Raw genomic sequence first — 22,703 nt, forward strand, 5'->3', positions numbered from 1 at the left:
TTACACTGTCAGTGCCAGCCTCAGCATCCTGCTTAACAACCTCATCGGCAGCCAAACGGATTTCAGCGGACACGCCGTCCTCCATACGCTCTGCCAGTTCCTTCTCCTCAGAGCCTGTGAGAAGTGGCACACGGCCAATCTCCTTCAGATACATACGAACCGGGTCATCTATATTTACACCGTCAGGTATGTTAATACCAACCTCAACGTCGACGTCTTCTTCGTCTTCAGGTTTATCAACATCATCTTCTGAGTCGTTATCGTCAAAAGAAACTTCCACACCATTCTTACTGAACTTGTCAACGATAATCTCATCCAACTCTTCTGGAGATATATCCTGTTTCTGTAAAGCTTCCATAATCTCCCCTGCTGTTATCTTATTCCCATTATCACGGGCACGCTCAACTAAGTCAGCTAAATTGCCTGTCTCCATCTCCGTGGTATTTTCCACAGCTTCATTTGCTTCAACTAAAGCCTTTGGCTTAGCATTTTCTTCAGCTTTGGTGCTCTTGGTTGCTTTGGTGGTTTTTGCAGTTTTTGCAGTTTTTGTAGTTTTGGTTGATTTTGTTGCCTTTGCAGGCTTTTCACTCTTGGCAGTCTTTTCTGGCTTTGTTTCGCTATCCTCGACGACTGTCTTCTTCACTGCTTTGGTGGTAGCCTTAGTGGCCTTGGCTGTTGTTTTTGTAGATGTTTTGGTTGTTGTGGTTTTGGTAGATTTCTTGGCGGTAGTCTTGCCAGTCTTCTTCTCCGCAGGCTCTGCTGCCTTGGTGGTCTTTGTCTTCGTCTGGGTTGCTACTGCCTTTTTTTCTTCTTGTTCAGTAGTGGTAGTCTTTTTCTTCTTCTCAGCCATTGATAAACCTCCTTTCTCAGAATTTTGGTAGTTGATTGTTAATTAACACCTTGTAATTCATCCATTTCATGCTTTATTTTCTGACTGGCGGCCAGTTCCTCCAAATACTTTGCATCACCCTGCCGATACAACTCCTCGGCATTTTTTGAATGCACTTCATACTGACTCACCAGATAATTTCTTCGTAATTGGCGCACACAAGCTTCATATAATATAGAGCGGTCTTCCTCTCCTAAATCCTCGACTACAGCCCGGGATAATTCCTCCACTGCCTCGTCGCCTAAATGGGCCAGCCCCATTATGTCGCTTATTTTCTCGCCTGCCCTATACTTCTCCATAAGGGCTTCCAATATTCTTTTGTGAATTTCGTCAGGCACAGACTCCATAGGCACCAGGCTTATAAAATGGTCCAAAATAGCCGGCTCATCCCATACCATGCGAATGATTACCCTGCCAGCCCGACGGCCTGCATCATCGACTTGACGCACCACGCTTCTTACTGCCCTGCCTGAGCTTGGCTGGTTTACTGACCAACGACTTTTTTTGCCTAACTCTACAAGTATATCATTTTCTGACACACTTAGCAATTGTGCCACCTTGGACACATAAGCTGAACGCTCGGCGGCATTTTTTATGGTGGCCAATATAGGAAGCATTTCCGACAAGGCTTTGAGTCTGCCCTCCAAGCCAGATACATCACTGTGAGCCATAACATGTCTCAGGCGGAATTCCACCACGGAAACGGCCTGGCTCACAACCTTTCTGAAATCCTCAACCCCATGCTTTCTGATATATTCATCAGGATCCTTGCAATCCGGGAGCTGAACCACCTTCACTATAGCAGAGGTGCCAGCAGCTATGCCTATGGCTCTGGCTATTGCCTCCTGTCCCGCATTATCGCTGTCGTAACAGAAATAAATGGCAGGAGCATATCTTAGCAGCTTTTTGCACTGGTCTATGGTAAAGGCCGTTCCCAGAGAAGCAACCACATTTTTGATGCCGGCTGCCGCCACGGAAATAACATCCATATACCCTTCCACCACAAGGGCGAATCCCTCCTGACTAATGGCCCGATGGGCCTTGTCCAGTCCAAAGAGAAGTCTGCGCTTGTTAAACAAAATAGTTTCAGGAGAATTGAGGTACTTTGGATTGCCATTGTCAATAACACGGCCTCCAAAACCGCAAACCCGACCACGTTCATCCATAATTGGAATCATGACCCGATTGCGGAATCTGTCATATTCCCCCTGGCCCTTCTGTCTTTTCACCACCAACCCGCTTTCCAGTAAAAGCTCAGTATCAATACCACGCTTAGCGAAGGCGGTGGTGAGCTTGTCCCAGGCATCTGGAGCAAAACCAAGGTTAAACTCTTCTATTATATTGTCGTTTATACCACGATGATGGAAATATTCCAGACCGGCGGTGCCATATTTTGTCATTGTCAGACAATTATGGAAGAATTTGCCAGCCAGCTCATGGGCCTCACGGAGTTTTTTCAGCTTCTCCTCCCGGGCTATTTCCTCTGGGGTCCGCTGTCTCTCGGGCAGGGGAATATTCAGCTTCTCCGCCTGAAATACGATGGCCTCCCTATAGGAAAGGCTTTCTATCATAGATATAAACTTAAAAACATCCCCACCTGCGTGACAACCGAAACAGTAAAAAAATCCCTTATCCGGGGTCACTGCAAAGGAAGGCGTTTTTTCATTGTGAAACGGGCAGCAGCCCCAAAACTGTTTTCCTTTGCGCTTCAGAGGTACATAAGTGGAGATTACAGAAACAAGATCTGATTCTGACCGAACCCTTTCCACGAATTCATCTGTCAGCCAGGTTGCCATGTGTACTCATCCTTTTCCAACGCATAAAAACAGTGCAAAGATTTGTCATACCTTTATACTGGATATCAGAAAGATACACAGTATAATTCGAGGCTAAACATAAAATTCCTGCAAGAATCCACTAAAAATTCGTCTAGCCCTACTCAAATCCCTTGCACTATTAATATTCAATATAAATCTAAAATATCCTTTTTTTACTACGAAATCTTGGCGAATCTATGCAAATTTGTCAAGATAAGCCTTAGATTTCGTGTAAGGGCTGATGAAAACCCGTATGTTTTCATCTTGCTTATCTTGACAAAATCATATTAGCATCTCAACTAATGGTGACAAGCCTTGAAATCACTTCACCATTACCCCCACAGGCGGCATAAAAATATCATTAAAAAGCTGTACAGCATAGCTGTCGGTAATGCCGGCCACATAATCCACCACCGTCTGTTCCAGACCCCATTGGTCCTGACGAGCCTGAAACTCATGGGGCATCTTGTCAGGATTGTCCATAAAATACTTAAAAAGCTGCTCAATAACAAAAACTGCCTGTCCCCGCTCCTTGGCCAGCCGTTCTGAGTGATATATACTATTGAACATAAATTCCCTAAAAGTCCCCATGGCCTCGGTCATTTCCCTGGAGAAGGTAATATCTCCTGCTTTTTCTGAGGAACGAATCATGTCCGATACCATGGCGGTTATCATTTTTGAGGTATCCGTACCAATTTTTTCAATGACAATCCTCGGCAAGTCATCGGGCTTTAATATATCCGCCCGCATACTGTCATCATAATCGTGGCAAAGATAAGCTATACGGTCAGCCCAGTGAATAATTTTTCCTTCCATAGTAATAGGTTTTCCCTTGCCACTATGGTTAAGAATGCCATCCATGGTTTCCTTGGTAAGATTAAGACCCTTGCCACCCTTTTCCAGATACTTTACCACTCTAAGGCTTTGCTCGTTGTGGGCAAAGTGGCCTGTAAGACGGTCAAGGACTGCTTCCCCGGCGTGTCCAAAGGCTGTATGTCCCACATCATGCCCCAATGCAATGGCCTCAGTAAGATCTTCGTTAAGCCGCAGGCTTCTGGCAATGGTGCGGCCTATCTGTGACACTTCAAGGCTGTGGGTCATGCGGGTGCGATAATGATCACCGGAGATAATATATACTTGTGTCTTGTGCTTTAAGCGGCGGAAGGCCTTGGAATGGATAATTCTATCCCTGTCACGCTGAAATCTGGTACGGAATTCGCAATCCTCCTCAGGGCGTTCCCTTGTCGCATCGCGACTTTTGGCTGCCAATGAAGAAAGCATCTGGTATTCGTTTTCCTCAGTTCGTTCCCTAACCTTCATATATAACACCGCCTTTTGCATAATCTCTATACCTGTTAAACGAAATCTCATTTTATGGTTTATCATTTTAACCCACTTCTGTCAAGGGTTGCGGTTTTCTTTCATTAAAAACAGTGTACACAAAAGTATTTTTCTATGATATAATATAGCATATTATGTTTATTATGATTTAGAGGGGAGAGTTTTAAATGACTCAGGAATCTATCGAAGCAATTCTCAAAGCAAAGATTGCTGAAGAGCGCGGCAAGCTGCCAGTTCATGAATATATCGACCTGAACGCTGTTTCTAATGGTCGTGGTGTTGCTGACGGCGGTCTGATGTTCCTCAAGGCTGTTGATACTGCTCTGGACATCATGAGCAAGTCTGTAGCAGCTACCTTGGCTGAGGTTGTAAAAGACTAATTTTTAATCTATTAAAAAAATGCTGTTCCTTTCGGAACAGCATTTTTTATTTAGTTAAATATATGACGCAGAGACAGATGGCTTGAACAGTTTGTCGCGATGCGTTAAGAAAGTTTTTATTGCTTACCTTAATATTAGTGAAAAAAATCATCTGTTTGAGCTACGCATAGCTAGACCTTTAGGGCGAAGCGAGTTATGATTTTTTACACTATATCACAGCAAGAAAAAGTTTTAGAATCGTGACATTGTGAAAGCCACTGTCTCTGCGTCTATTATTTATCCTAAAACAATCTTGCTGAAGTCTGCCACCTTGCAGATGAGCTGATCAACAGCCTTCAACAAGCCAAGACGGTTGTTCTTAATCTTCTCATCCTTGTCCATAACCATAACAGCATCAAAGAAGCCATCAATAGGAGCTGCCAGCTTGGTAAGCTCAGAAATGGCACCAGCATAATCCTGATTCCTCAAAAGGCCTTCAACCTTGGCAGAAGCCACCTTGAACTCATCATTCAGAACACCCTCTGCTGCCTCCACAAAGAGGGAAGCGTCACAGCCAGGAGCAACTTTTTCGTCCTTGCGGGAAATATTGCCGGCACGGTTAAAGGACTGAATTGTTTCTTCCATACCTTCCTTCTTAACTGCCTCATTTACAGCCTGAGCACGGAGGGTTACGGAATAAATATCATCCACATCTACAAATACTGCGTCTACCACATCATAGCGGATTTCAGCATCGGAGAGAACATTCTTCAGACGGAGCTTCATAAAATCAGCCACATCATCCTGCATCTTGGCCTGAGCCTTGGCATCAGTTATATCAAGGAGCTCCATAGCCTTTGCCACTAGACCGGAAAGAGAAATGTGGTACTTGGCCTCCACCAGCATATTTACCATACCAAGTGCCTGACGGCGCAGAGCAAATGGATCCTGAGAGCCAGTTGGAATAAGACCGCGGCTGAAGGTTGCCACCAGATTATCAATCTTGTCAGCCAAGGAAACAATACGACCAGCTACAGAAGCAGGCTGTCCATCGGATGCACTTCTTGGCATATAATGCTCGTCAATAGCCTGGGCTACTGCTTCGTTCTCACCATCAAGAAGGGCATATTCACGGCCCATAATACCCTGAAGCTCAGTGAACTCAGTTACCATGCCGGTTACCAGGTCAGCCTTACAGAGCTTGGCTGCACGAACAGCATCCTTTTTCTCCTGATCAGAAACCTTCAGCTGGTCTGCAATATATGCTGCCAGCTTCTCCAAACGTCCAGCCTTGTCGTAAATAGAGCCAAGGCCTTCCTGGAATACTACTGTCTTCAGCTTGTCACAATGCTCCTCCAGGGACTTCTTGCGATCCTCATCGAAGAAGAACTGGGCATCCTCAAGGCGGGCACGAAGTACGCGCTCATTACCATGCTGTACAACCTCCAAATGCTCACTGCCACCATTGCGAATGGTAATAAAGAGAGGCATCAGCTTGCCATCCTTCAATACAGGGAAATAGCGCTGATGGTCACGCATTGGGGTGATAACAGCCTCAGCAGGGAGCTTCAGATACTTGTCATCAATGGTACCGCAGAGAGCAGTTGGATACTCCACCAGATAGAGAACCTCCTCCAGCAGACCTTCCTCAATCTGAGCCTTGCCCCCCTTGGACTCAGCCAGCTCCACAATCTGCTGACGAATCATCTCGCGGCGACGGTTATGGTCAACAATAACGAACTGCTCCTCGCAAGCCTTTTCATAGCTGCAAGCGCACTTAATTTCAAAATCTCCATCAGAGAGGAAACGATGGCCACGGGAAATGCGACCGGATTTTACATTGGCAGTTTCAAAATCAATAACATCCTCACCATAGAGGCCCACCAGCCAACGAAGCGGACGAATGAACTTGTAGTCCAAATCAGCCCAGTGCATGTTATTTGGGAAATTCAGGCCATCAACCAGACCCTTCAATGTATCGCTGAGAAGGTCAACGGTCTTGCCGCCCACCTCATGTACCATAGCGTATACATAGCCATCCTTGGTTACCAGGTCCTTGGCATCAATACCCTGGCCTCTGGCAAAGCCCTGGGCTGCCTTGGTAGGATTGCCATCGGCGTCAAAGGCGATATTTACTGCCGGACCGCGGTTCTCCTTGGAAAGGTCCTCCTGATTTTCAGCCAGTCCCTCAACAATAAGAGCCAAACGGCGTGGAGTACCCATGGTCTTTACATTATCGTAGGTAAGACGCAGGTCAGTAAAGGTCTTCTCGGCATTTTCCTTAAGCTGAGAGATAATACCAGGCATTGCATAGGCTGGAATTTCCTCAGTACCAATTTCTAATAATAAAGTCTTGCTCATTATGCCTTATTCCCCTTTCCCATCATTGGATAACCCAGCTCCTCACGCTGCTTCAGGTAGCATGCGGCGCACATACGGGCGAGCTTACGAACGCGGCCGATGAAGGCAGCACGCTCAGATACGGAAATAGCACCACGGGCATCCAACATATTGAATGCATGGGAGCACTTTAATACATAGTCATAGGCTGGATGAACATAGCCCTTTTCGATTATGCGAACAGCCTCTTTTTCATACTTGTCGAAAAGCTCAAAGAGCAAATCTGCGTCGGAGAGATCGAAGGCATAGGTGGACTGCTCAAACTCATTCTGATGGAATACATCACCATAGGTGTAATTGCCAACCCACTGAATGTCATATACATTCTCAACGCCCTGAATGTACATGGCAAGACGCTCCAGACCATAGGTAATTTCAACGGCAGTTGGCTTAATATCCTGACTGCCCACCTGCTGGAAATAGGTGAACTGGGTGATTTCCATACCATCAAGCCATACCTCCCAGCCCAGGCCCCAGGCACCAAGAGTTGGAGATTCCCAGTTATCCTCTACAAAGCGGATATCATGCTCCTTAGGGTTGATGCCAAGACGCTCCAGAGATGCCAGATAAAGCTCCTGAATATTGTCAGGGGATGGCTTCATAATAACCTGGAACTGATGATGCTGATAAAGACGGTTTGGATTGTCACCATAACGGCCATCTGCCGGACGGCGGGAAGGCTCCACATAGGCCACATTCCAAGGCTCAGGTCCAAGAACTCTGAGGAAAGTGAATGGGTTCATGGTTCCGGCACCCTTTTCTACGTCATAAGGTTCGCCCAAAATACAGCCCTGTTCGGACCAGAACTGCTGAAGGGCCAGGATTATTTCCTGATATTTCATAAGAGTCTGCCTCCTTCTGATTTGTTACAGAAACAATAAAAAACGCCCCTGTAACATCGGTTAATAATGTTACAGGGACGAGATAACCCGCGGTTCCACCCTGCTTGAATGCCAAAGCATTCCGCCTCAATGGATATTTACTTACGCTCCAAAGTGCCATTCGTCCCAACAGCAGGCTCGCACCACCCCTGCATCGCTTGATAGGAACTGTCACGGAGTAAATCCTAGGATATTGCGAAGAATAAATATTTACTGTCTAGGCGGAGAAGTGAGTCATAGTGGTGCTATGACGAAGGACGACAACGCAGACAGTGAATATTTAGGCAAGCAAGATACAGGAGTTATTCCGTGACAGTTCCTAAAGGACTACTCCTCTTCTTCATCGCTAAGAGGAATTTTAGCAAAATACCAGTTCACTGTCAAGAAAGTTAACGAGGCGGTACAGGTAGCTTTTCGCGAAATATAATACAGCCATGCTATTTTCTAAATACAAACAAATATTCATGTGCTATCAGTAAAAAATTGTATTTCACACTATTTGTTTTCCAATATCCTGTAGCACGACAATTATGTTGCTCTTTGATAATTAGTTCCTTCAATTTGAACCCCGCTTCTTCAAAAATCTTCATCACACCAAAAGACATTGGCACCATATTGCCTTTTTTACGGGTATCTCCCATAAGTATGGCACAAAATTTATCCTTTTTAAGAATACGATAGCTTTCTGCTGCTACTTTCTTCATTTCTTCCAAAAAATCTTTGACTTTTAACAATGAGAGATCTTCTGGTATATCTTCGCTATATTTTATAATATCCGCATACGGGGGATGCGTACAAATGAGGTCTATACTTTCATCATCAATAAAATCTAAATTACGGGCATCACCTTTATATAATGAAACTTTGCCATTAGCCCCCTCATGTTCAAATGCTATCTTTTCTTTACAACGAGTGATTGCATTCTCATTAACATCTACACCAATAATATCCCTATTGAGTAATTTGGCTTCAACAAGAGTAGTACCGCCACCAGTGAACTGGTCTATAATCAAATCATTTTCCGTAGAATAACGTAATATTATATTTCGCGGAATATACGGAGACCAATTCCCACGCCACTTGGCATCATGAGTAGCCCAATCACCACGTTTAGGAAAGGACCAATGGGTAGTCATTTCCAGATTAAAATCATCTGGCTCCCATTTTCTTATTATCTTTTCTGCCACAATTATACCCCAAATTCTATCTTAATCATTTCTTCCAGCATTCCACTTTTAGCCAGATTATAATTCATTAAGTACTTCAAATATTTAAATCCTTTAGCTAGTTGATTAGTTGTTCCTTTCCAACAATTTCCATCTGTTATCAGTGCAAATTTAATTCCTATTTTTCCCAAATCATCCTGTCGTCTAATATAAGCATCTATTATTTCTTCAGGTTTTGAACCACCACCATTATAGAAATTAACTTCAATATTCAAACATTTTGTATATTTTTTATTTACTATGATAAAGTCAGCTTTTCTATTTTCTTCATCATCACTGATATTAACCCCAAACTTTTTCAAGTATTTAAACTTTTTCTGTGAAAGCAGTAGCAAATCATATTTAGCACACACTCTACTGATTAATGGCTCACATGCTAATTCAAATGCTTTACCGCCCCTATTTTTCCTGCCATTTGAATCCATACCCACTAATACGCCGGTAATATAGTCCCAGACGCTTTTTTCCAATAAATTTTGGAACAAAGACTTCAAGCCCATTTTGACAAAAAAATCATAATAAGTATCTATTACATCGAAATTGCAACATTCTTTAAATGTATCACCATTAAAGTTAAATGTACCAAAATCATCACCATCAATTTCATTACCGATTATTTTTAGGGACTCATTTTTTATTACAGATTCCCTTTCAGTCTTTGCAAGTGCAAACAAAAAAGGAAAAACTTCCACAACAGAAGGTAGTTTAACTAACAATTCACGAAATTTGTTCTTAATTAATTCCTCATCACAATGTATCAAAACATCCATTGCATGAATTTCAACTTGGTATTTATCTAATCCTGTAATATTAGACCAGTCGACATAATAATTATAGCCCCTATTGGTATCTAAAAGTCCTTGCTCAAATTTTTGTGCTATCTCATCTATTTCCATTTATTTTTTCTCCCTATTAGTTACCAATATTTCTGTTATCTTACCTCTTTTAGAACTTTTACTATTGATCATTCTATTGGCATATACTCTGTTCACCTTATAATTCATGTATAAATCATCAAAAAAATCATCATCTGGATTTACATTTTTCGGATCTGAATTACTCAATAAACATATCGCTCCTTTTCTACAAAGCTTGTCATAATATTTTGCCAAGTTTTCCTGCTCTATATCACCAAATCCATTTTCTGTATACGATGTAAAACCTGCTGTTTCTGTAATAGGTCTATATGGCGGATCAAAATAGACAAATGTATGATCATCAATAAACTTATCAGACTCATAATATGGTGCACATACTATAATTACATTTTTCAATTTATTTGATACTGCACTAAGATTTTTTTCATCGCAAATTGTAGGATTTTTATATCGCCCTGCTGGAACGTTATATAACCCTTTTGAATTAACTCTATATAATCCATTAAAACAGGTTCTGTTAAGAAATATCATAAGCGCAGCCTTTTCAACCATGCTCGCCTCATCAGGATGTAATTTTAGATAGTTAAAGCGCATCCTTTTGTCTAAAAAAATTTCCTTACGCCCATAATTATCGGCTGACAAATATAATTCTTCTAATTCTCCCAATTTCTCTACGAGAGAATCAACATTATCCCTAATTGATATATAAGTATCAATTAGGTCAGAATTGATATCACTAATATATATTGCTTCAAGTTCATAATTATTTAATATATGAAACAGTACTGCACCGCCCCCCACAAAAGGTTCAGCATATTTAGTAATATTTTTATCATCAAACGGCAAGTATTCATCTATTTCATCTAATAATTGAGTTTTTCCGCCAGCCCACTTTAAAAATGGCTTAACCGCTTCAATTTGTGTCGGCATATGTTCCACCTCATTCAAAATATCACGCTATTAATTTCAAATATATTTTAATGAATTTGCGCTTAATTGTAAATATTTTAAAATAAAAAATCAAATATCATTAATTATATTTTAAATTAATTGTTAATATATGCTTTTATCAAAATTATGCAATAATTAATAAACTACATTGTACCATAATGAAGTAGGTACGCAATTTCAATAAATTTATAGCAAAAACTGCCCCACAAACCGTGAGGCAGTTGAATAGCTAAAACTTGGTGCGCTCGGCGGGAGTCGAACCCACGCTTTCAGCTCCGGAGGCTAACGTCCTATCCACTGGACTACGAGCGCAAATATAAAGTCATTGCGGAATGAAAATTCTCACAAGGGACATTATACCATCCAGTGGCTTAATCCGCAAGAGAAAGTCAGCACAGCAAAGGCTAACGGACAAAGCGTGGTTTTAACAGCAAGGTTATAAAGAAAATCAAAGCAGATATTACCACAATGGTGGCACCGGCAGCCATATTGAAATGGTATGCCAACATAAGTCCCGAAATGCCGGAAATCATGGCACTGCCGATGGATACAGCGTGATACTGCTTTACGCTGTTGGACACGTTGCGGGCAGCAGCAGCAGGAAGCACCAGCAGGGAATTAATAATCAAAAGACCTACCCACTGAATACTGATGGCCACCACCACCGCCACCATGGCGGCAAAGATCCCCTCCGTAAGCATCACATCAATACCACGGCTGCGGGCAAAGGACTGGTTGATGCTTAGCACCAGCAGCTTATTGAACATCAGCCCCCAAATGACAAACACCAGCACCAGCACCAAAAGCAGGGAACCTAACTCCTGGGTAGTAATGCTCAACACATCACCAATAAGGTAATTGCTGAATTTATTAAAGCCGCCACCATAAGACATCATCATAAGGCCCAGAGCAATACCAGTAGATGAAAACACCCCGATAATGGTATCTGTGGAGGCTGAGCTTTTATTTTTAATCCAGGTAATAAGCAGGGCAAATACAACAGAAAACAATATCAGCGACTCCATCGGAGATATAATCCCCACCACCGCACCAATGGCCAGGCCCGTAAAAGCGCCATGTCCCAAGGAATCCGAAAAGAAGGCCATGCGATTTGATACCACCATGGTACTCAGCAAGCCAAACAGCGGGGTTATGAGAAGAACTGCCAGAAAGGCATTTTTCATAAAATCGTACTCAAGCCATTCCATTATTCCTCATCCCCCTCTGCTTCTGCACAATCAGGACAGCCACAGCCCTGCTGATGCTTTTTCTTCTTATGCTCAACCCAAACAAAGCCGGTACCTCCGTGATTGACACCGCCCTCTGTAAGCATACCAAAAATCCTTCGGGTTCTGCTGTCATGGAAAACCTCCTCTGGGGTGCCGGAGCATACCACGCCCTTATTCATGAGCACCACCTGATCAGCATGACGGGCCACCATATTAAGATCGTGGGATATGAGGATAATGGCCATATCCTCGTTGTTCTGCAAATCCTCCAAAATATTATAGAAGATTTCCAGACCATTCTGGTCCACACCAGATACTGGCTCATCCAAAAGGAGAATGTCCGGCATTGGATTTAGGGCCAAGGCCAAAAGCACCCTCTGAAGCTCTCCACCGGAAAGAGCCCCCAAACGGCGATCAATGAGATCAGCCGCCTTAACCCGTTTCAGGCTTTCCTCCACTTCCTTGCGAATATTGGAGGGCAAAAGCCATATAGGACGGTGGGAGCGACAGGTGGAAAACAAATCCAGCACCGTAATTGGGGCACTTACATCAAATTTCAGATACTGGGGAACGTAGCCGATAATTGGCTTTCCCGTATGCTTCCCCTTGGCATCGGCATATTTTAAGGTTCCGGTGTGACTAATCTCCCCCAAAATAGCCCTGAGAAGAGTGCTTTTCCCCGCTCCATTTGGTCCAATAACAGCCGTAAGCTGACCACAATGGACATGAAGATTCACATCCTCAAATATAGTCAGCTTACCTACTTTAACTGTGAAATTTTCGATTTTGGTACAGCACAGCTTGGAGCAGTCATTGCCCTCTCCTTTAGTGTGCCTAAATAATCTTTTCAGCATATTATTCTTCCTGCTTTATAATACAGAATCATTGGGAGATGTACTGGGGAACGCTCTCGCTCACTAGTACATCTCCCAATATTCCTTAACACATAAAACTACTCTACATTCAGTCAGAATATAGAATGCTAACTGAATAGGCCTACAATTTACTTTAACTGATCGCGAAAGGCCTTGTTGCCTAATATAAAACCTATTATAGCATAAACCACCAACACCGCAACTGACTCCAAAGCCACGGGGCTCTGGGTGGAAATCCCTCTTAAAAGATAGGAGGTATGGGTCAGTGGTAACACATCGATGAACCAGCGAAGAACCTCCGGCAAGGTCCGCGTACTGAAAAATGTACCACACAAAAAGGACATGGGCAACAGCACATAGGTATTCACCTGGGACAGCTCCTCATAGCTGTCCATTTTCATGGCGGCGAAAAATCCCACCTCGGCAAATATTACACAATTTAATATGAGAATCCCCACAAACAACGGAGTAATATTGAGATTTGCCCCAAAGGCCAGTGCCAAAATCATAATAATAGCGGAGGAAATAAGTCCCCGCAGCACAGCTGCCAAAATCTTGCCGATAATAAAGGCATTAAAGCGCATAGGAGCAATTATATATTCCCCAATGCTTCTGTGATAAATACGCTCAGTACAAAGAGGAGTAAGGCTGTTGTAGCTGATATTCATGGAGTTTAAGGCCATAATACCAGGTACTAAAAAATCCAGATATGAGCCGGAGCCCACCTGGATGTTCCGCCCCAAGCCCCAGCCAAAGGCCACCAAATACAGCATAGGGGCCACCATGCGGCTAAGGATAAACTTTGGCAGACGTCGTTTCAATACCACCCAGTCACGCCAAAAGACGGTACAAATATCCTGCAGCATTATACCCCCTCCTTTCTGCCGGTGAGCTCAATGAAGGCATCCTCCAGATTTGTTCTTCTGATATGTGCCCCATGCTCCAATGTTCCCGCAAAGGCTGCCGCCTCCTGACGGCTTTCAAAGAACTGATACTGATGCCCATCCACATCATCCCATTCCACCGTAATCCGTCCCAGGCTTTTACAAAAGGCCTCAGGGGTATCAATGGCAATCAGTTTTCCCTTGTTCACAATAGCCACCCGATTGCATAAAGCCTCCGCCTCCTCAATGTAATGGGTTGTAATAATAACCGTGGTTCCCTTCCCCGCCAAAGCTCTGATAAGCTCCCAAATACGACGGCGCACCTGGGGATCCAAGGCCACGGTAGGCTCGTCCATAAAGAGAATCTTAGGCTCATGGATAAGGGAACGGGCAATAAGAAGACGACGCTTCATACCTCCGGAAAGAGAACGGGGCATACGATTAATGGTATCCCCCAGCTCCACAAATTCCAGCATTTCCTGAATGCGCTGTTTGCGCTTTTCAGAGCTCATGTGGTGAAGGCGTCCATGAAGCTCCATATTCTCCCCTACAGTAAGGTCGTTGTCAAAATTAATATGCTGTGGCACCACACCAATGAGTTTTTTTATTTCCAACGGATTTTTTTTGATGGATTCACCATTATAATAAATTTCTCCAAGGGTAGGTTTAGTTTCCATAGTAAGCATGCGAATAGTGGTGGTTTTTCCGGCACCATTTGGCCCCAAAATACCAAAAATCTCCCCTGGCTTTACATGAAGGGAAAGATTATCCACTGCCCGCTTGGTAACTGTTTTCTTATCTTTATTTTTTACTTGAAATTCCTTTATAAGGCCTTGAATCTTTATCATAAATGGGTACTCCGTAAAAAAATACTATATTATCGCAATTTAAAGGTAATTCTTACCCTTTTCTGGAAAGGAACAGCCTGACCATATTCATTGTAAGCAACAGTATAACGATATCCCCAGGCTGCATTAAGGGCAGACTGGTCCATTTCTCCATAACCAGAGGAGGACTCAATATCTGCGCTCATCACTTCACCATCAGTTCCCACCACAATGCGAACGATAACCTGTCCCTTAATATTACGCTGACGAAGGCTTTCAGGATACACTGGTTCAGGTGCTTCTATAAGGGTAGGAGCTATGGCCGGGCGCTTGCCGTTACCATCTCCGTTTCCGGGGCCATCTCCAGTGCCATTTCCAGTGCCACCGTTGCCATTCCCCGATGGACCACTGCCAGTGCCGTTGCCTTCTCCGCCACTGCCATTTCCACCATTAGGGGAAAGGCTGTCGCCAGTGCCATTTCCCTCTCCATTTGGAGAAGTGACTACCGCCGGAGCCGTGGGAGCATTGTGTTCCTTTTTAAATATCTCCTGCTTTTCCGGTTCCTTGGTGAAGGATTCTTCTATTTTAGGCAGAAGCTCCTCCTTCTTTTTGTCCAGCACCACATCGTCAATAGCCGGGGCCGTTGGTGCCGGTGGCGGTGCGGCCGCCGCAGCAGCTGCCCCTCCACCACGATTGCCGCCCCCAGCGTCTGCATCATAAAGACTTACATCCAAGGGCTGCTCCTTGGGAGGTGATACCACAACAAAGAGTCCCGTGAAGCATACAATGGCAAATATAACCACGTGAATAGCCAAGGACCCCAGCCAGGCCCGGTACTCACGTTTTTCGTCTGAATCATTTTTGTCCGGATTCATATTAATTACCTCCAGACTCCGCCGCCAAACCGAATTTAGTAATACCAGCAGCCTTAAACTTGTCCAAAAGGCCGATGACCATACCATAATCCAGATTCTGGTCTGCCCTTACCACCACTGCAAACCGCGGATTTTTGGCATTTTCCGCCTTTGCCTTGGCAATCAGCTCCTTCTCCCCGATGAGCTTATCCTCCAGCCACAGGGAGCCATCGCTTTTCATGGTTACAAGATAGTTGACACTCATCTGAGTTTCCGCACTTTGGGCCTTTGGCATATTAACGGGAACCGTCTTTAGATTAACCATGTAAAGAGTGCTGAGCATGAAAAATACCAGGAGGAAAAACATAATATCTATCATTGGTATAATCATTACCTCAGGCTTGTCAAAATCATGACGATCACGTATGCGCATAATCAATCACGCTCCTCTGCCATACCCTCCACCAGGGAGAAGCACTGCTCCATATCGGAAACGATGCTGTCAATGCGCTGGGTAAAATAGGCATGAACAGCCAAAGCAATAATAGCGGTGCAAAGTCCCATGGCAGTAGCAATAAGGGCCTCACCAACACCGCCAGTGATGGCACCGGCCTGGCCAGACTCCAGATTGAACACGCTAAAGGCAGAAATCATACCGCTGATGGTACCTAAAAGTCCAAGGAGTGGTGCCATGGTAACAATGACATTTAAATAGTAAAGGCGCTTGCGAAAACGAGTAAGGGCTATGCCGGACTGTACCTCAAAAAATGTGGTAAGAGGCACATTTTCATCACCTGTGAAGGCCATTCCCTTGGACAAAAGGGAAGGAATTATGCCCTTGGTTGAGCTTGCCAGCTCAGCAGCCCCGTTTCTGTCTCCCTGGCTGAGCATATCCGCAAAGCTACGGGCAAAGCTGCGACCAGGATCCTTGGCCTTAAAATACATACTGCGCTCAATGGCAATAGCCACCACAAACATGGAGCAAAGCAGCAATAAATACATTACAGGGCCGCCTTTATGAAAAAAATCTATTCCAGTCATTATTAGTTCCACGAAAAAATCCCCCTTGCACAAAAAACATTACCCCCTTAGTATATCACAACCAAGGGGGTACTGCTTCAATCATGAAATTTAAACAAAATTATTTTGCCTGCAAAGCATCCCAAGCTTCATTTGCTCTTTCAACGTAGATGCCACGGATTGCCTTATTCTCGCCGAGACCGTGGATGTAGGTATTAACATTGAAGCCCTCAGCCTTCAGAATAGACTTATGGGAATCTGGCTCGTCACCTGCCATATCGTTGTTGGCATGATCACCGGCTACCATCATCATAGGCATAAGGGTTACATTCTTGATGCCCTTTGCCTTCAGCTGTGGAATGATAGTCTCCAGGGAAGGCCAGCCCTCTACGGTGTAGATGTAAGCATTGTCATAGCCCAGCTGGTTCAGACGGTTCTGCATTACAGTATAGTAAGCATTTGCAGGATGTGGAGTACCATGCTCCAGAATCAGAACTGCATCCTCCTTGCCAGTCTTAGGGAACTGGGTAGCAAATGCGTTCATGGTCTCGATAATATCGTCACGCTGCTCCTCCTGGCCCATCCAGTACATGAGGGAAGTACCCATGGTCATCTTCTTGAAGTCGTTCTTGTACTGATGGAATACAGCAACATCATAGGAATACTCCATACCAGGAATTACATCTAAAGTAGTGAGAGCTACGCGGGTGTAGCCTTCCTTCTTCAGCTGCTCCAGAGCCTCCTCAGGAGTTGGATAGGTAATGCCCTCGTTGGCCTTGATACGATCAATGATAATGTGAGAAGTAAAAGCAGTAACAACCTTTACACCAGGATGAGCTGCCTGAATGTCAGCCACAGTCTGGGTAATGGTCTTGTCGCGATTCTCCTTGTAGGTAGTACCGAAGCTCATTACTACGATAGCATCCTTGTTGGCCTTGTTAGCCAGTGCCTTGTTCTCGTTCACCATTACGCCAATCTGGGAAGCGTTCTTCAAAGCAGTAGTTGCAGTGGTAACCTCTGGATTCAGGGCATAAGCAGCCTCAGAGCTGTTTACGTTCACTGCGAATAATGCGGCACAAGCCAAAGAGCATGCTACCATTTTCTTTAAATTCTTCATGATTTAATTACCTCTCTTTATAAATAAAATTTTAAAAAATAAAAAGCCCTTCCGCGAATACTCGCGAAAGAGCTTAATACTCACAAATCCATGAGAACCTGTAAATAATCCCCTTCCTATCTCTCGCAGGTAATAACGGTGATTGTTCAACAGGCAGTTCTCCTGACTCCAGATCATAACCGTGGCGTTGCCTTCCCAGAATACTCCAGTGACATATAGTAACGCCTGATTCCCTGATACAGTGGCGGGACCGTACCGGCCTTTAACCGGTTTCTCATGTTAGGCCAGCCTAGCAACTAGGCCTTGGCACCTGTTCCAAATATTTAACTAGGTATAGTATATTGCATTTTTTTCTATTAAGCAATACCTGTAATCATGTAGAACAGTATACAGAGGAAAGGTACGAGGAACTTCATACCCATCAGTACGATGATATCAGCATAGGATTCCTTGTGGCTAAGACCACAGATTGCCAGCAGAGTAACGAGAGCACCTGCATGTGGAACTGGGTCAATACCGATGGAAGCAACTGCCACAATACGATGGAGAGCCTCCAGAGGAATACCAGCTGCAGTGGCCATCTGAGCCCACTGCTCACCCAGCATGGAAAGGGCAATGGTCAAACCTGAGGATGCGGAACCGGTGATACCGCACATTACGTTAGTGGTAAGCACTGCGGAAAACAGTGGACCGCCACCGAAGTCAAGATTCAAAAGGAAATCCTTGATAACAGCGAAACCGCCAAGGCTTACAACTACGCAACCGAAAGCATAGCCGGAAGCAACATTCAGTACAGCACTACAGGAGGATACTGCGGAACCATTAATGGTAGGGAGCATACCATCCTGAAGGCGAAGATGACGGCGGGCAATAAAAGCAGCCACAATAGAGCTGAGAATCAGGGAAATACTGATGGACCAGCCAGCGGAAATCTTGGCTACAGACTGAGCCAAGAGGGACAGCTTAAGTCCCCCCAGGGACTCCAGTGAATTCTGATCCCAATGGAAGCCCCATTCCCAACCGAATGGGTTGGAAAGAATAACGTTAAGAACAATAACCATCAAAAGTGGAACACAGGAAACCTTCCAATTTGGATTAGGGAGCTTGTGGCGTCTCTGACCAAACTCAATATGACGGCCATAGCCCTCACCAGCAGCCTTAAGGCGCTTGGCACGGAAGGAAATCCAGCCCCAGCCCATAAGAAGGAAAACCAGGGAGGCGAACACTCCAATGCCCACACCGGACCAAGTGGAGGTACCGAAGTAGGAAGAAGGAATAATGTTCTGAATCTGTGGAGTACCAGGTAAAGCAACCATTGCAAAGGAGAAGATACCCATCCATAATGCGGCCGGTAACAGACGCTTTGGAATATCAGCCTGCTTGAATACTACAGCACCGAAGGGATACATAACGAATGCTACTACGAATACGGAAAGACCACCATAGGTCAAAGCACCGCAACCTAAAAGCACTGCCAGTACCGCACGCTTTTCACCTAAAATTTCAATAATCTTGCCTGCAACAGATGCTGCCATGCCACCCTTTTCCATAAGACGGGCAAAAACAGCACCAAACAGAAAGATTGGATAGTAATTCTTTACATATTCAGCGGCCTTTGTCATATAAAGCTCACTGAATATTGGTAAAACTGCATGCTCACTTCCAAGTGCAGCAACTACGGCAAACAGGGGAGCAACCAAAATTACGGAAGCACCACGATATGCCATGTACATAAGACCGATAAGCGCAATAAGAATTATTGCTGTGTCCATTACAAAATCTCCTCCTAAATTGTTAGATAATTGTATTTAACGACTCATTGTTTTAGAGTCAGCTTCTATATTAAAACAGTCTGAAAGTTAAATGTCAAGATAAACTTAACAGTAGGTATTAATTTTTTAGAAATTATGTATTTTTTTCATGTTTCGCTGTTAATTATAACCATTGGTTATTATAACTATGCTTTTAAACTTTTGTTCAAACTATTATTTACATTTTTTCAATTATCCACATTTAAAAGAAAGATAGCTTTCGGATAGCTCCACCTATCCGAAAGCTAGTGTTGCACAAGGCAACCAATGAATGAAATGAAATGTATGAGCAATGCTTTTCCTTGCAGCGCTGAAACCACAAGAAAAAACCTTTCGACTTATTCAGTAACCTGAAAGCGAAAGGTTTAGGCAATACAAATAAAAAATCCTGACACTCAGCCAGGATTTAAACAATCTACGTTGCTAAATCCCCATCCCCATCACTCGCAGGTCAAACGGTGATTGTTAAACAGGCAGTTCTCCTGACTCCAGATCATCGCTCATCACGCCTTCCCAGATAAAATCCAGTGACATAATTGTGACTCGCTCCCTGATACAGTGGCGGGACCGTGCTGGCATTTAACCAGCTTCTCTATTAGGCCTTTCGGCACCTGTTCCAATCATTATTTAATTCATCTTACAAATATGATACTAGCACTTAAGGTAAAAAGTGTCAACAGTAAATAACACATTTTTTCATTTTATTTCAAAATATGTCACAATCTGTCAATCTGTATGGTTACTTCCTTGTCCGGATATTCCTTATGGATATCCTCCTCCACCATTTCAATTATACGCTCATCAGTGAATGTGCAATTGTATGGCACAGCCAGATCAAAAAGTATCCTGCCGGAGGAAGTAAGACGGAAATCGTGGAAAGTAATCAGAGGGTCCACACAGGCCACAATATGATAGAGCTTCTCCTTGATTTCATTTTGTAACGGATCACCCACCACCATAGGGTCCACATGAACGGTCATGGAAACCTTGAATTCATCCCTAATGGATTCCTCCAGACTGTCTATGATGTTATGAGCCTCCATAAGACTCATATCCGAAGGAACCTCCGCATGAAGGGAAACGAATATTCTTCCTGGTCCATAGTTATGCACTATGACATCATGGACTCCCAATATTTGCTTTTCCTCCAGGGTGCGTCGGGTAATGGCCCGAACAAACTCAGGGTCAGGCGGTTCACCCAAAAGGGGCTGCAGAGTATCCCGTGCTGCCCCCCAGCCGCTGTGGATAATAAAGAGTGCCACTACAATACCGGCCATACCATCAAAATCATGGCCTGTGGTGAGGTCAACAATAAGGCAGATAATAACCACGAAGGTGGCAACACAGTCACTGAGGCTGTCAGTGGCTGCTGCCAGCATGGCAGGTGAATCTATCCGCTTGCCCAGTCCCCTGTTAAACAGCCCCAGCCAAAGCTGAAGCATAAGGGACATGGCTAAAATCACTATGACGATTACGGAGGTGTCCATTGGCTCCGGATTAAGCATCTTTTCCACGGAGGAATGCAGCAGCTCAATACCAATTACCAAAATGGCCCCCGCTATTATAAGACCCGCAATGTATTCTATGCGGCCATGGCCGAAGGGATGCTCAGGATCCGCCGGCTTGGCGGACATGCGATAGCCTAAAATGGTTATAACAGAAGCTCCCGCATCAGCCAAATTGTGTATGGCATCACCAATGATGGCAATGGAGCCGGAAGCAAAACCAATAAACAGCTTTATCAGGCAGAGAATTACATTCACCATTATGCCAACGCCACCACTGAGGTAGCCATAGCTGGTACGCACCGTAGTATCGTTAATCTGTTCGCTGTTTTTTACAAATCTTTTAATGAGAACATCAGTCAGCACTACTATCAACCCCTACACTGGTCACATACCAAGCATCAAAATCCTTTACAAACCTCCAGATGGCCTCATCGGAAATTCTGGCATAGGCTACATACTGCGTATATCTGGCTTTTGCTTCCTTGAATTTTTTATACAGCTCCGGTTGTTTTAGTTCAGATGGTTTCTTATCCAATATCATCAAAGCGTATTTTTCAGCCTCAGTAAGGGTCTGAAGCTGCTCCAAATTAAGCTTGCATTCATTAAGGTACTTTCTGGGCAGCTCATCATGGAGCTCCTTCAGTGCCCTTTCCCTTTTACGGTTGTCCTTTTTCAGGGCATCCATGGTTTTTCTTTTCGGAATAGTATCCCTGCCTGTTACTGTGCCCCAAAGGTTCTTGTACAGCACCTGCAAATTGATGGCATCCGGACGTCCAATATGGGCCCAGTTATTTTCTAACCGCTGGGAATGGCTGGCAAATATTCTCATGGGCTCATACAAATCCCCAAACTGCTCCTTGAGGGCCATATTCCAAGATTTGCTTTCATTGTACTTGCCGGGATTCTTGGCAAAGTCTGCTCCCGTGGCAATAGCAATTTTGGATAGCTCAGCCTTTTCCATAGGATTCATAAAAAAGGCGGGAACCTCCTTTGAGTCCATAGCCTTGTCCATTTTATCCAGAGGCCCCAAAGCCAGCTTTTCCTTTTGATAATCTGTCACCGGATAATTCCACCAGATTCCCATAGGCTTTCTATATATTTTATTGGTCTGATGAATTGTATTCTCCGTAAGGCCGTCAGGACAAACCTCCTCGCCGGTATAAAGCACCAATATATCTTTTTCCAGCTCATCAGCCAATATTCTGGTATAGTCTGAAACGTAACCAGTCTTGACCATATCACGAAGATAATATTCCGTAGGCACCAAAATAAGCTGTTTGCAATCAGGACGGGCTTTAACGAAGTTATCATTTACCCAATTGACGAATTCTGCCTGGCCATGGGCATCCTTGGTGGGAATATCGTCAAAAAACAAGGCAAAATGTCTGATACCAATATCATACATGGCCTGCAGCTTGTTAATCATGGCATAACGATCTTCGTACATATCCTGACCCGAAAAGGCAATGTCATTGCCTGGAGAAACCGCAAAAATAATATCTATATTAAGCTTTTTGGCTTTTTTGGTCAGCTCCTGCAATTCCTTGTATTTATCCTCCGGATATGGCTGACGCCAATATTTACGATGATATTCATCATCCTTGGGAGCATAAATATAGGCATTGAGATCCTTGGATGACATGAATTTAAGCATATCAAGACGTTGCTCATGGGTCCAGGGCACGCCGTAAAAGCCCTCCACCACACCTCGCAGTGGAATTGCCTTGCTGTTTCCCCTGTCTGCCTGAGCACTTATGGGGAGCTGTGATAATACAATCAAGCATACCACCAATAAAAATATGAATTTCATTTTCATATACCATTCACCTGGAAAAT

19 protein-coding genes, 1 tRNA gene, 1 pseudogene and 2 riboswitches are annotated in these 22,703 nt (G+C 44.0%); of the genes and pseudogenes, 1 reads left to right on the forward strand and 20 read right to left on the reverse strand.

Annotation, left to right across the window (positions count from 1 at the left end; translation table 11 throughout):
* Window positions 1–73 precede the first annotated feature (73 nt).
* The 3 genes and pseudogenes from B6K08_RS14250 to B6K08_RS01605 all read right to left on the reverse strand — a co-directional run.
* A pseudogene (locus tag B6K08_RS14250) lies at window positions 74–850 on the reverse strand (sigma-70 factor domain-containing protein); the annotation flags it as partial.
* Between the two features lie 38 nt (window positions 851–888).
* Window positions 889–2,685, reverse strand: coding sequence for a DNA primase (dnaG, locus tag B6K08_RS01600; protein WP_039208412.1), 1,797 nt, complete (start codon window positions 2,683–2,685; stop codon window positions 889–891).
* Window positions 2,686–3,027: 342 nt separating this feature from the next.
* Window positions 3,028–4,026 carry a deoxyguanosinetriphosphate triphosphohydrolase gene (locus B6K08_RS01605; RefSeq protein WP_039208415.1) on the reverse strand — a complete coding sequence of 333 codons (999 nt, stop codon included), beginning with the start codon at window positions 4,024–4,026 and terminating at the stop codon, window positions 3,028–3,030.
* A gap of 188 nt (window positions 4,027–4,214) precedes the next feature.
* Here B6K08_RS01605 and B6K08_RS01610 point away from each other — a divergent pair, with 188 nt between their 5' ends.
* On the forward strand, window positions 4,215–4,427 hold the full coding sequence (locus tag B6K08_RS01610) for a hypothetical protein (protein ID WP_027397484.1): 213 nt from the start codon (window positions 4,215–4,217) through the stop codon (window positions 4,425–4,427).
* A gap of 276 nt (window positions 4,428–4,703) precedes the next feature.
* Here B6K08_RS01610 and glyS read toward each other — a convergent pair whose 3' ends face one another.
* From glyS to B6K08_RS01695, 17 genes are all read right to left on the reverse strand, one after another.
* Complete coding sequence (gene glyS / locus B6K08_RS01615) at window positions 4,704–6,767, reverse strand: glycine--tRNA ligase subunit beta (protein ID WP_039208419.1); 2,064 nt, start codon at window positions 6,765–6,767, stop codon at window positions 4,704–4,706.
* Window positions 6,767–7,648 (reverse strand): glycine--tRNA ligase subunit alpha, encoded by an 882-nt coding sequence (glyQ, locus tag B6K08_RS01620; RefSeq protein ID WP_027397482.1) that lies wholly within the window; start codon window positions 7,646–7,648, stop codon window positions 6,767–6,769. The genes glyS and glyQ overlap by 1 nt, the downstream gene beginning before the upstream one ends.
* Before the next feature lie 476 nt (window positions 7,649–8,124).
* Window positions 8,125–8,874 (reverse strand): TRM11 family SAM-dependent methyltransferase, encoded by a 750-nt coding sequence (locus tag B6K08_RS01625; RefSeq protein ID WP_080325215.1) that lies wholly within the window; start codon window positions 8,872–8,874, stop codon window positions 8,125–8,127.
* A gap of 2 nt (window positions 8,875–8,876) precedes the next feature.
* Complete coding sequence (locus B6K08_RS01630; protein WP_039208427.1) at window positions 8,877–9,809, reverse strand: DpnII family type II restriction endonuclease; 933 nt, start codon at window positions 9,807–9,809, stop codon at window positions 8,877–8,879.
* A complete protein-coding gene (locus tag B6K08_RS01635) occupies window positions 9,810–10,721 on the reverse strand; it encodes a DNA adenine methylase (RefSeq protein WP_052212143.1) in 912 nt (303 codons plus the stop codon).
* A gap of 258 nt (window positions 10,722–10,979) precedes the next feature.
* A tRNA-Arg gene (locus B6K08_RS01640) sits at window positions 10,980–11,054 on the reverse strand.
* Window positions 11,055–11,146: 92 nt separating this feature from the next.
* Window positions 11,147–11,950 carry a metal ABC transporter permease gene (locus B6K08_RS01645; protein ID WP_052212147.1) on the reverse strand — a complete coding sequence of 268 codons (804 nt, stop codon included), beginning with the start codon at window positions 11,948–11,950 and terminating at the stop codon, window positions 11,147–11,149.
* Window positions 11,950–12,825, reverse strand: coding sequence for a metal ABC transporter ATP-binding protein (locus tag B6K08_RS01650; protein WP_080325216.1), 876 nt, complete (start codon window positions 12,823–12,825; stop codon window positions 11,950–11,952). The genes B6K08_RS01645 and B6K08_RS01650 overlap by 1 nt, the downstream gene beginning before the upstream one ends.
* A gap of 149 nt (window positions 12,826–12,974) precedes the next feature.
* Entirely contained in the window at window positions 12,975–13,712 is a 738-nt protein-coding gene (locus B6K08_RS01655; protein WP_039208431.1) for an ABC transporter permease, read from the reverse strand.
* On the reverse strand, window positions 13,712–14,578 hold the full coding sequence (locus tag B6K08_RS01660; protein WP_039208433.1) for an ABC transporter ATP-binding protein: 867 nt from the start codon (window positions 14,576–14,578) through the stop codon (window positions 13,712–13,714). Before B6K08_RS01660 ends, B6K08_RS01655 begins: the two co-directional genes overlap by 1 nt.
* A 29-nt stretch (window positions 14,579–14,607) precedes the next feature.
* Window positions 14,608–15,432 carry an energy transducer TonB gene (locus tag B6K08_RS01665; RefSeq protein ID WP_052212150.1) on the reverse strand — a complete coding sequence of 275 codons (825 nt, stop codon included), beginning with the start codon at window positions 15,430–15,432 and terminating at the stop codon, window positions 14,608–14,610.
* A 1-nt stretch (window position 15,433) separates the two neighbouring features.
* Window positions 15,434–15,844, reverse strand: coding sequence for an ExbD/TolR family protein (locus B6K08_RS01670; RefSeq protein WP_039208436.1), 411 nt, complete (start codon window positions 15,842–15,844; stop codon window positions 15,434–15,436).
* 2 nt (window positions 15,845–15,846) lie between these two features.
* Window positions 15,847–16,464, reverse strand: coding sequence for a MotA/TolQ/ExbB proton channel family protein (locus B6K08_RS01675; protein ID WP_039208449.1), 618 nt, complete (start codon window positions 16,462–16,464; stop codon window positions 15,847–15,849).
* 88 nt (window positions 16,465–16,552) lie between these two features.
* Entirely contained in the window at window positions 16,553–17,548 is a 996-nt protein-coding gene (locus tag B6K08_RS01680; RefSeq protein ID WP_080325217.1) for a sirohydrochlorin cobaltochelatase, read from the reverse strand.
* A 135-nt stretch (window positions 17,549–17,683) separates the two neighbouring features.
* Window positions 17,684–17,877: riboswitch (cobalamin riboswitch) on the reverse strand.
* A gap of 27 nt (window positions 17,878–17,904) precedes the next feature.
* Window positions 17,905–19,320: a GntP family permease gene (locus B6K08_RS01685; RefSeq protein WP_080325218.1), complete on the reverse strand. Its 1,416-nt coding sequence runs from the start codon at window positions 19,318–19,320 to the stop codon at window positions 17,905–17,907.
* Between the two features lie 494 nt (window positions 19,321–19,814).
* Window positions 19,815–19,989, reverse strand: a riboswitch (cobalamin riboswitch).
* An 86-nt stretch (window positions 19,990–20,075) separates the two neighbouring features.
* Complete coding sequence (locus B6K08_RS01690; protein WP_143254803.1) at window positions 20,076–21,230, reverse strand: cation diffusion facilitator family transporter; 1,155 nt, start codon at window positions 21,228–21,230, stop codon at window positions 20,076–20,078.
* Entirely contained in the window at window positions 21,220–22,683 is a 1,464-nt protein-coding gene (locus tag B6K08_RS01695; protein WP_052212159.1) for a protein O-GlcNAcase, read from the reverse strand. Before B6K08_RS01695 ends, B6K08_RS01690 begins: the two co-directional genes overlap by 11 nt.
* Window positions 22,684–22,703: the final 20 nt, after the last annotated feature.

The sequence above is a fragment of the Anaerovibrio lipolyticus DSM 3074 genome (assembly GCF_900141865.1).
GTDB lineage: Bacteria > Bacillota > Negativicutes > Selenomonadales > Selenomonadaceae > Anaerovibrio > Anaerovibrio lipolyticus.

Coding starts and splice junctions, on each gene's coding strand:
- glyS (WP_039208419.1), bottom strand. CDS start 6,767: ATGAGCAAGACTTTATTATTAGAAATTGGTACTGAGGAAATTCCAGCC.
- B6K08_RS01695 (WP_052212159.1), bottom strand. CDS start 22,683: ATGAAAATGAAATTCATATTTTTATTGGTGGTATGCTTGATTGTATTA.
- B6K08_RS01685 (WP_080325218.1), bottom strand. CDS start 19,320: ATGGACACAGCAATAATTCTTATTGCGCTTATCGGTCTTATGTACATG.
- B6K08_RS01610 (WP_027397484.1), top strand. CDS start 4,215: ATGACTCAGGAATCTATCGAAGCAATTCTCAAAGCAAAGATTGCTGAA.
- B6K08_RS01605 (WP_039208415.1), bottom strand. CDS start 4,026: ATGAAGGTTAGGGAACGAACTGAGGAAAACGAATACCAGATGCTTTCT.
- B6K08_RS01680 (WP_080325217.1), bottom strand. CDS start 17,548: ATGAAGAATTTAAAGAAAATGGTAGCATGCTCTTTGGCTTGTGCCGCA.
- B6K08_RS01630 (WP_039208427.1), bottom strand. CDS start 9,809: ATGGAAATAGATGAGATAGCACAAAAATTTGAGCAAGGACTTTTAGAT.
- B6K08_RS01650 (WP_080325216.1), bottom strand. CDS start 12,825: ATGCTGAAAAGATTATTTAGGCACACTAAAGGAGAGGGCAATGACTGC.
- dnaG (WP_039208412.1), bottom strand. CDS start 2,685: ATGGCAACCTGGCTGACAGATGAATTCGTGGAAAGGGTTCGGTCAGAA.
- B6K08_RS01655 (WP_039208431.1), bottom strand. CDS start 13,712: ATGCTGCAGGATATTTGTACCGTCTTTTGGCGTGACTGGGTGGTATTG.
- B6K08_RS01660 (WP_039208433.1), bottom strand. CDS start 14,578: ATGATAAAGATTCAAGGCCTTATAAAGGAATTTCAAGTAAAAAATAAA.
- B6K08_RS01665 (WP_052212150.1), bottom strand. CDS start 15,432: ATGAATCCGGACAAAAATGATTCAGACGAAAAACGTGAGTACCGGGCC.
- B6K08_RS01635 (WP_052212143.1), bottom strand. CDS start 10,721: ATGCCGACACAAATTGAAGCGGTTAAGCCATTTTTAAAGTGGGCTGGC.
- B6K08_RS01645 (WP_052212147.1), bottom strand. CDS start 11,950: ATGGAATGGCTTGAGTACGATTTTATGAAAAATGCCTTTCTGGCAGTT.
- B6K08_RS01670 (WP_039208436.1), bottom strand. CDS start 15,844: ATGCGCATACGTGATCGTCATGATTTTGACAAGCCTGAGGTAATGATT.
- glyQ (WP_027397482.1), bottom strand. CDS start 7,648: ATGAAATATCAGGAAATAATCCTGGCCCTTCAGCAGTTCTGGTCCGAA.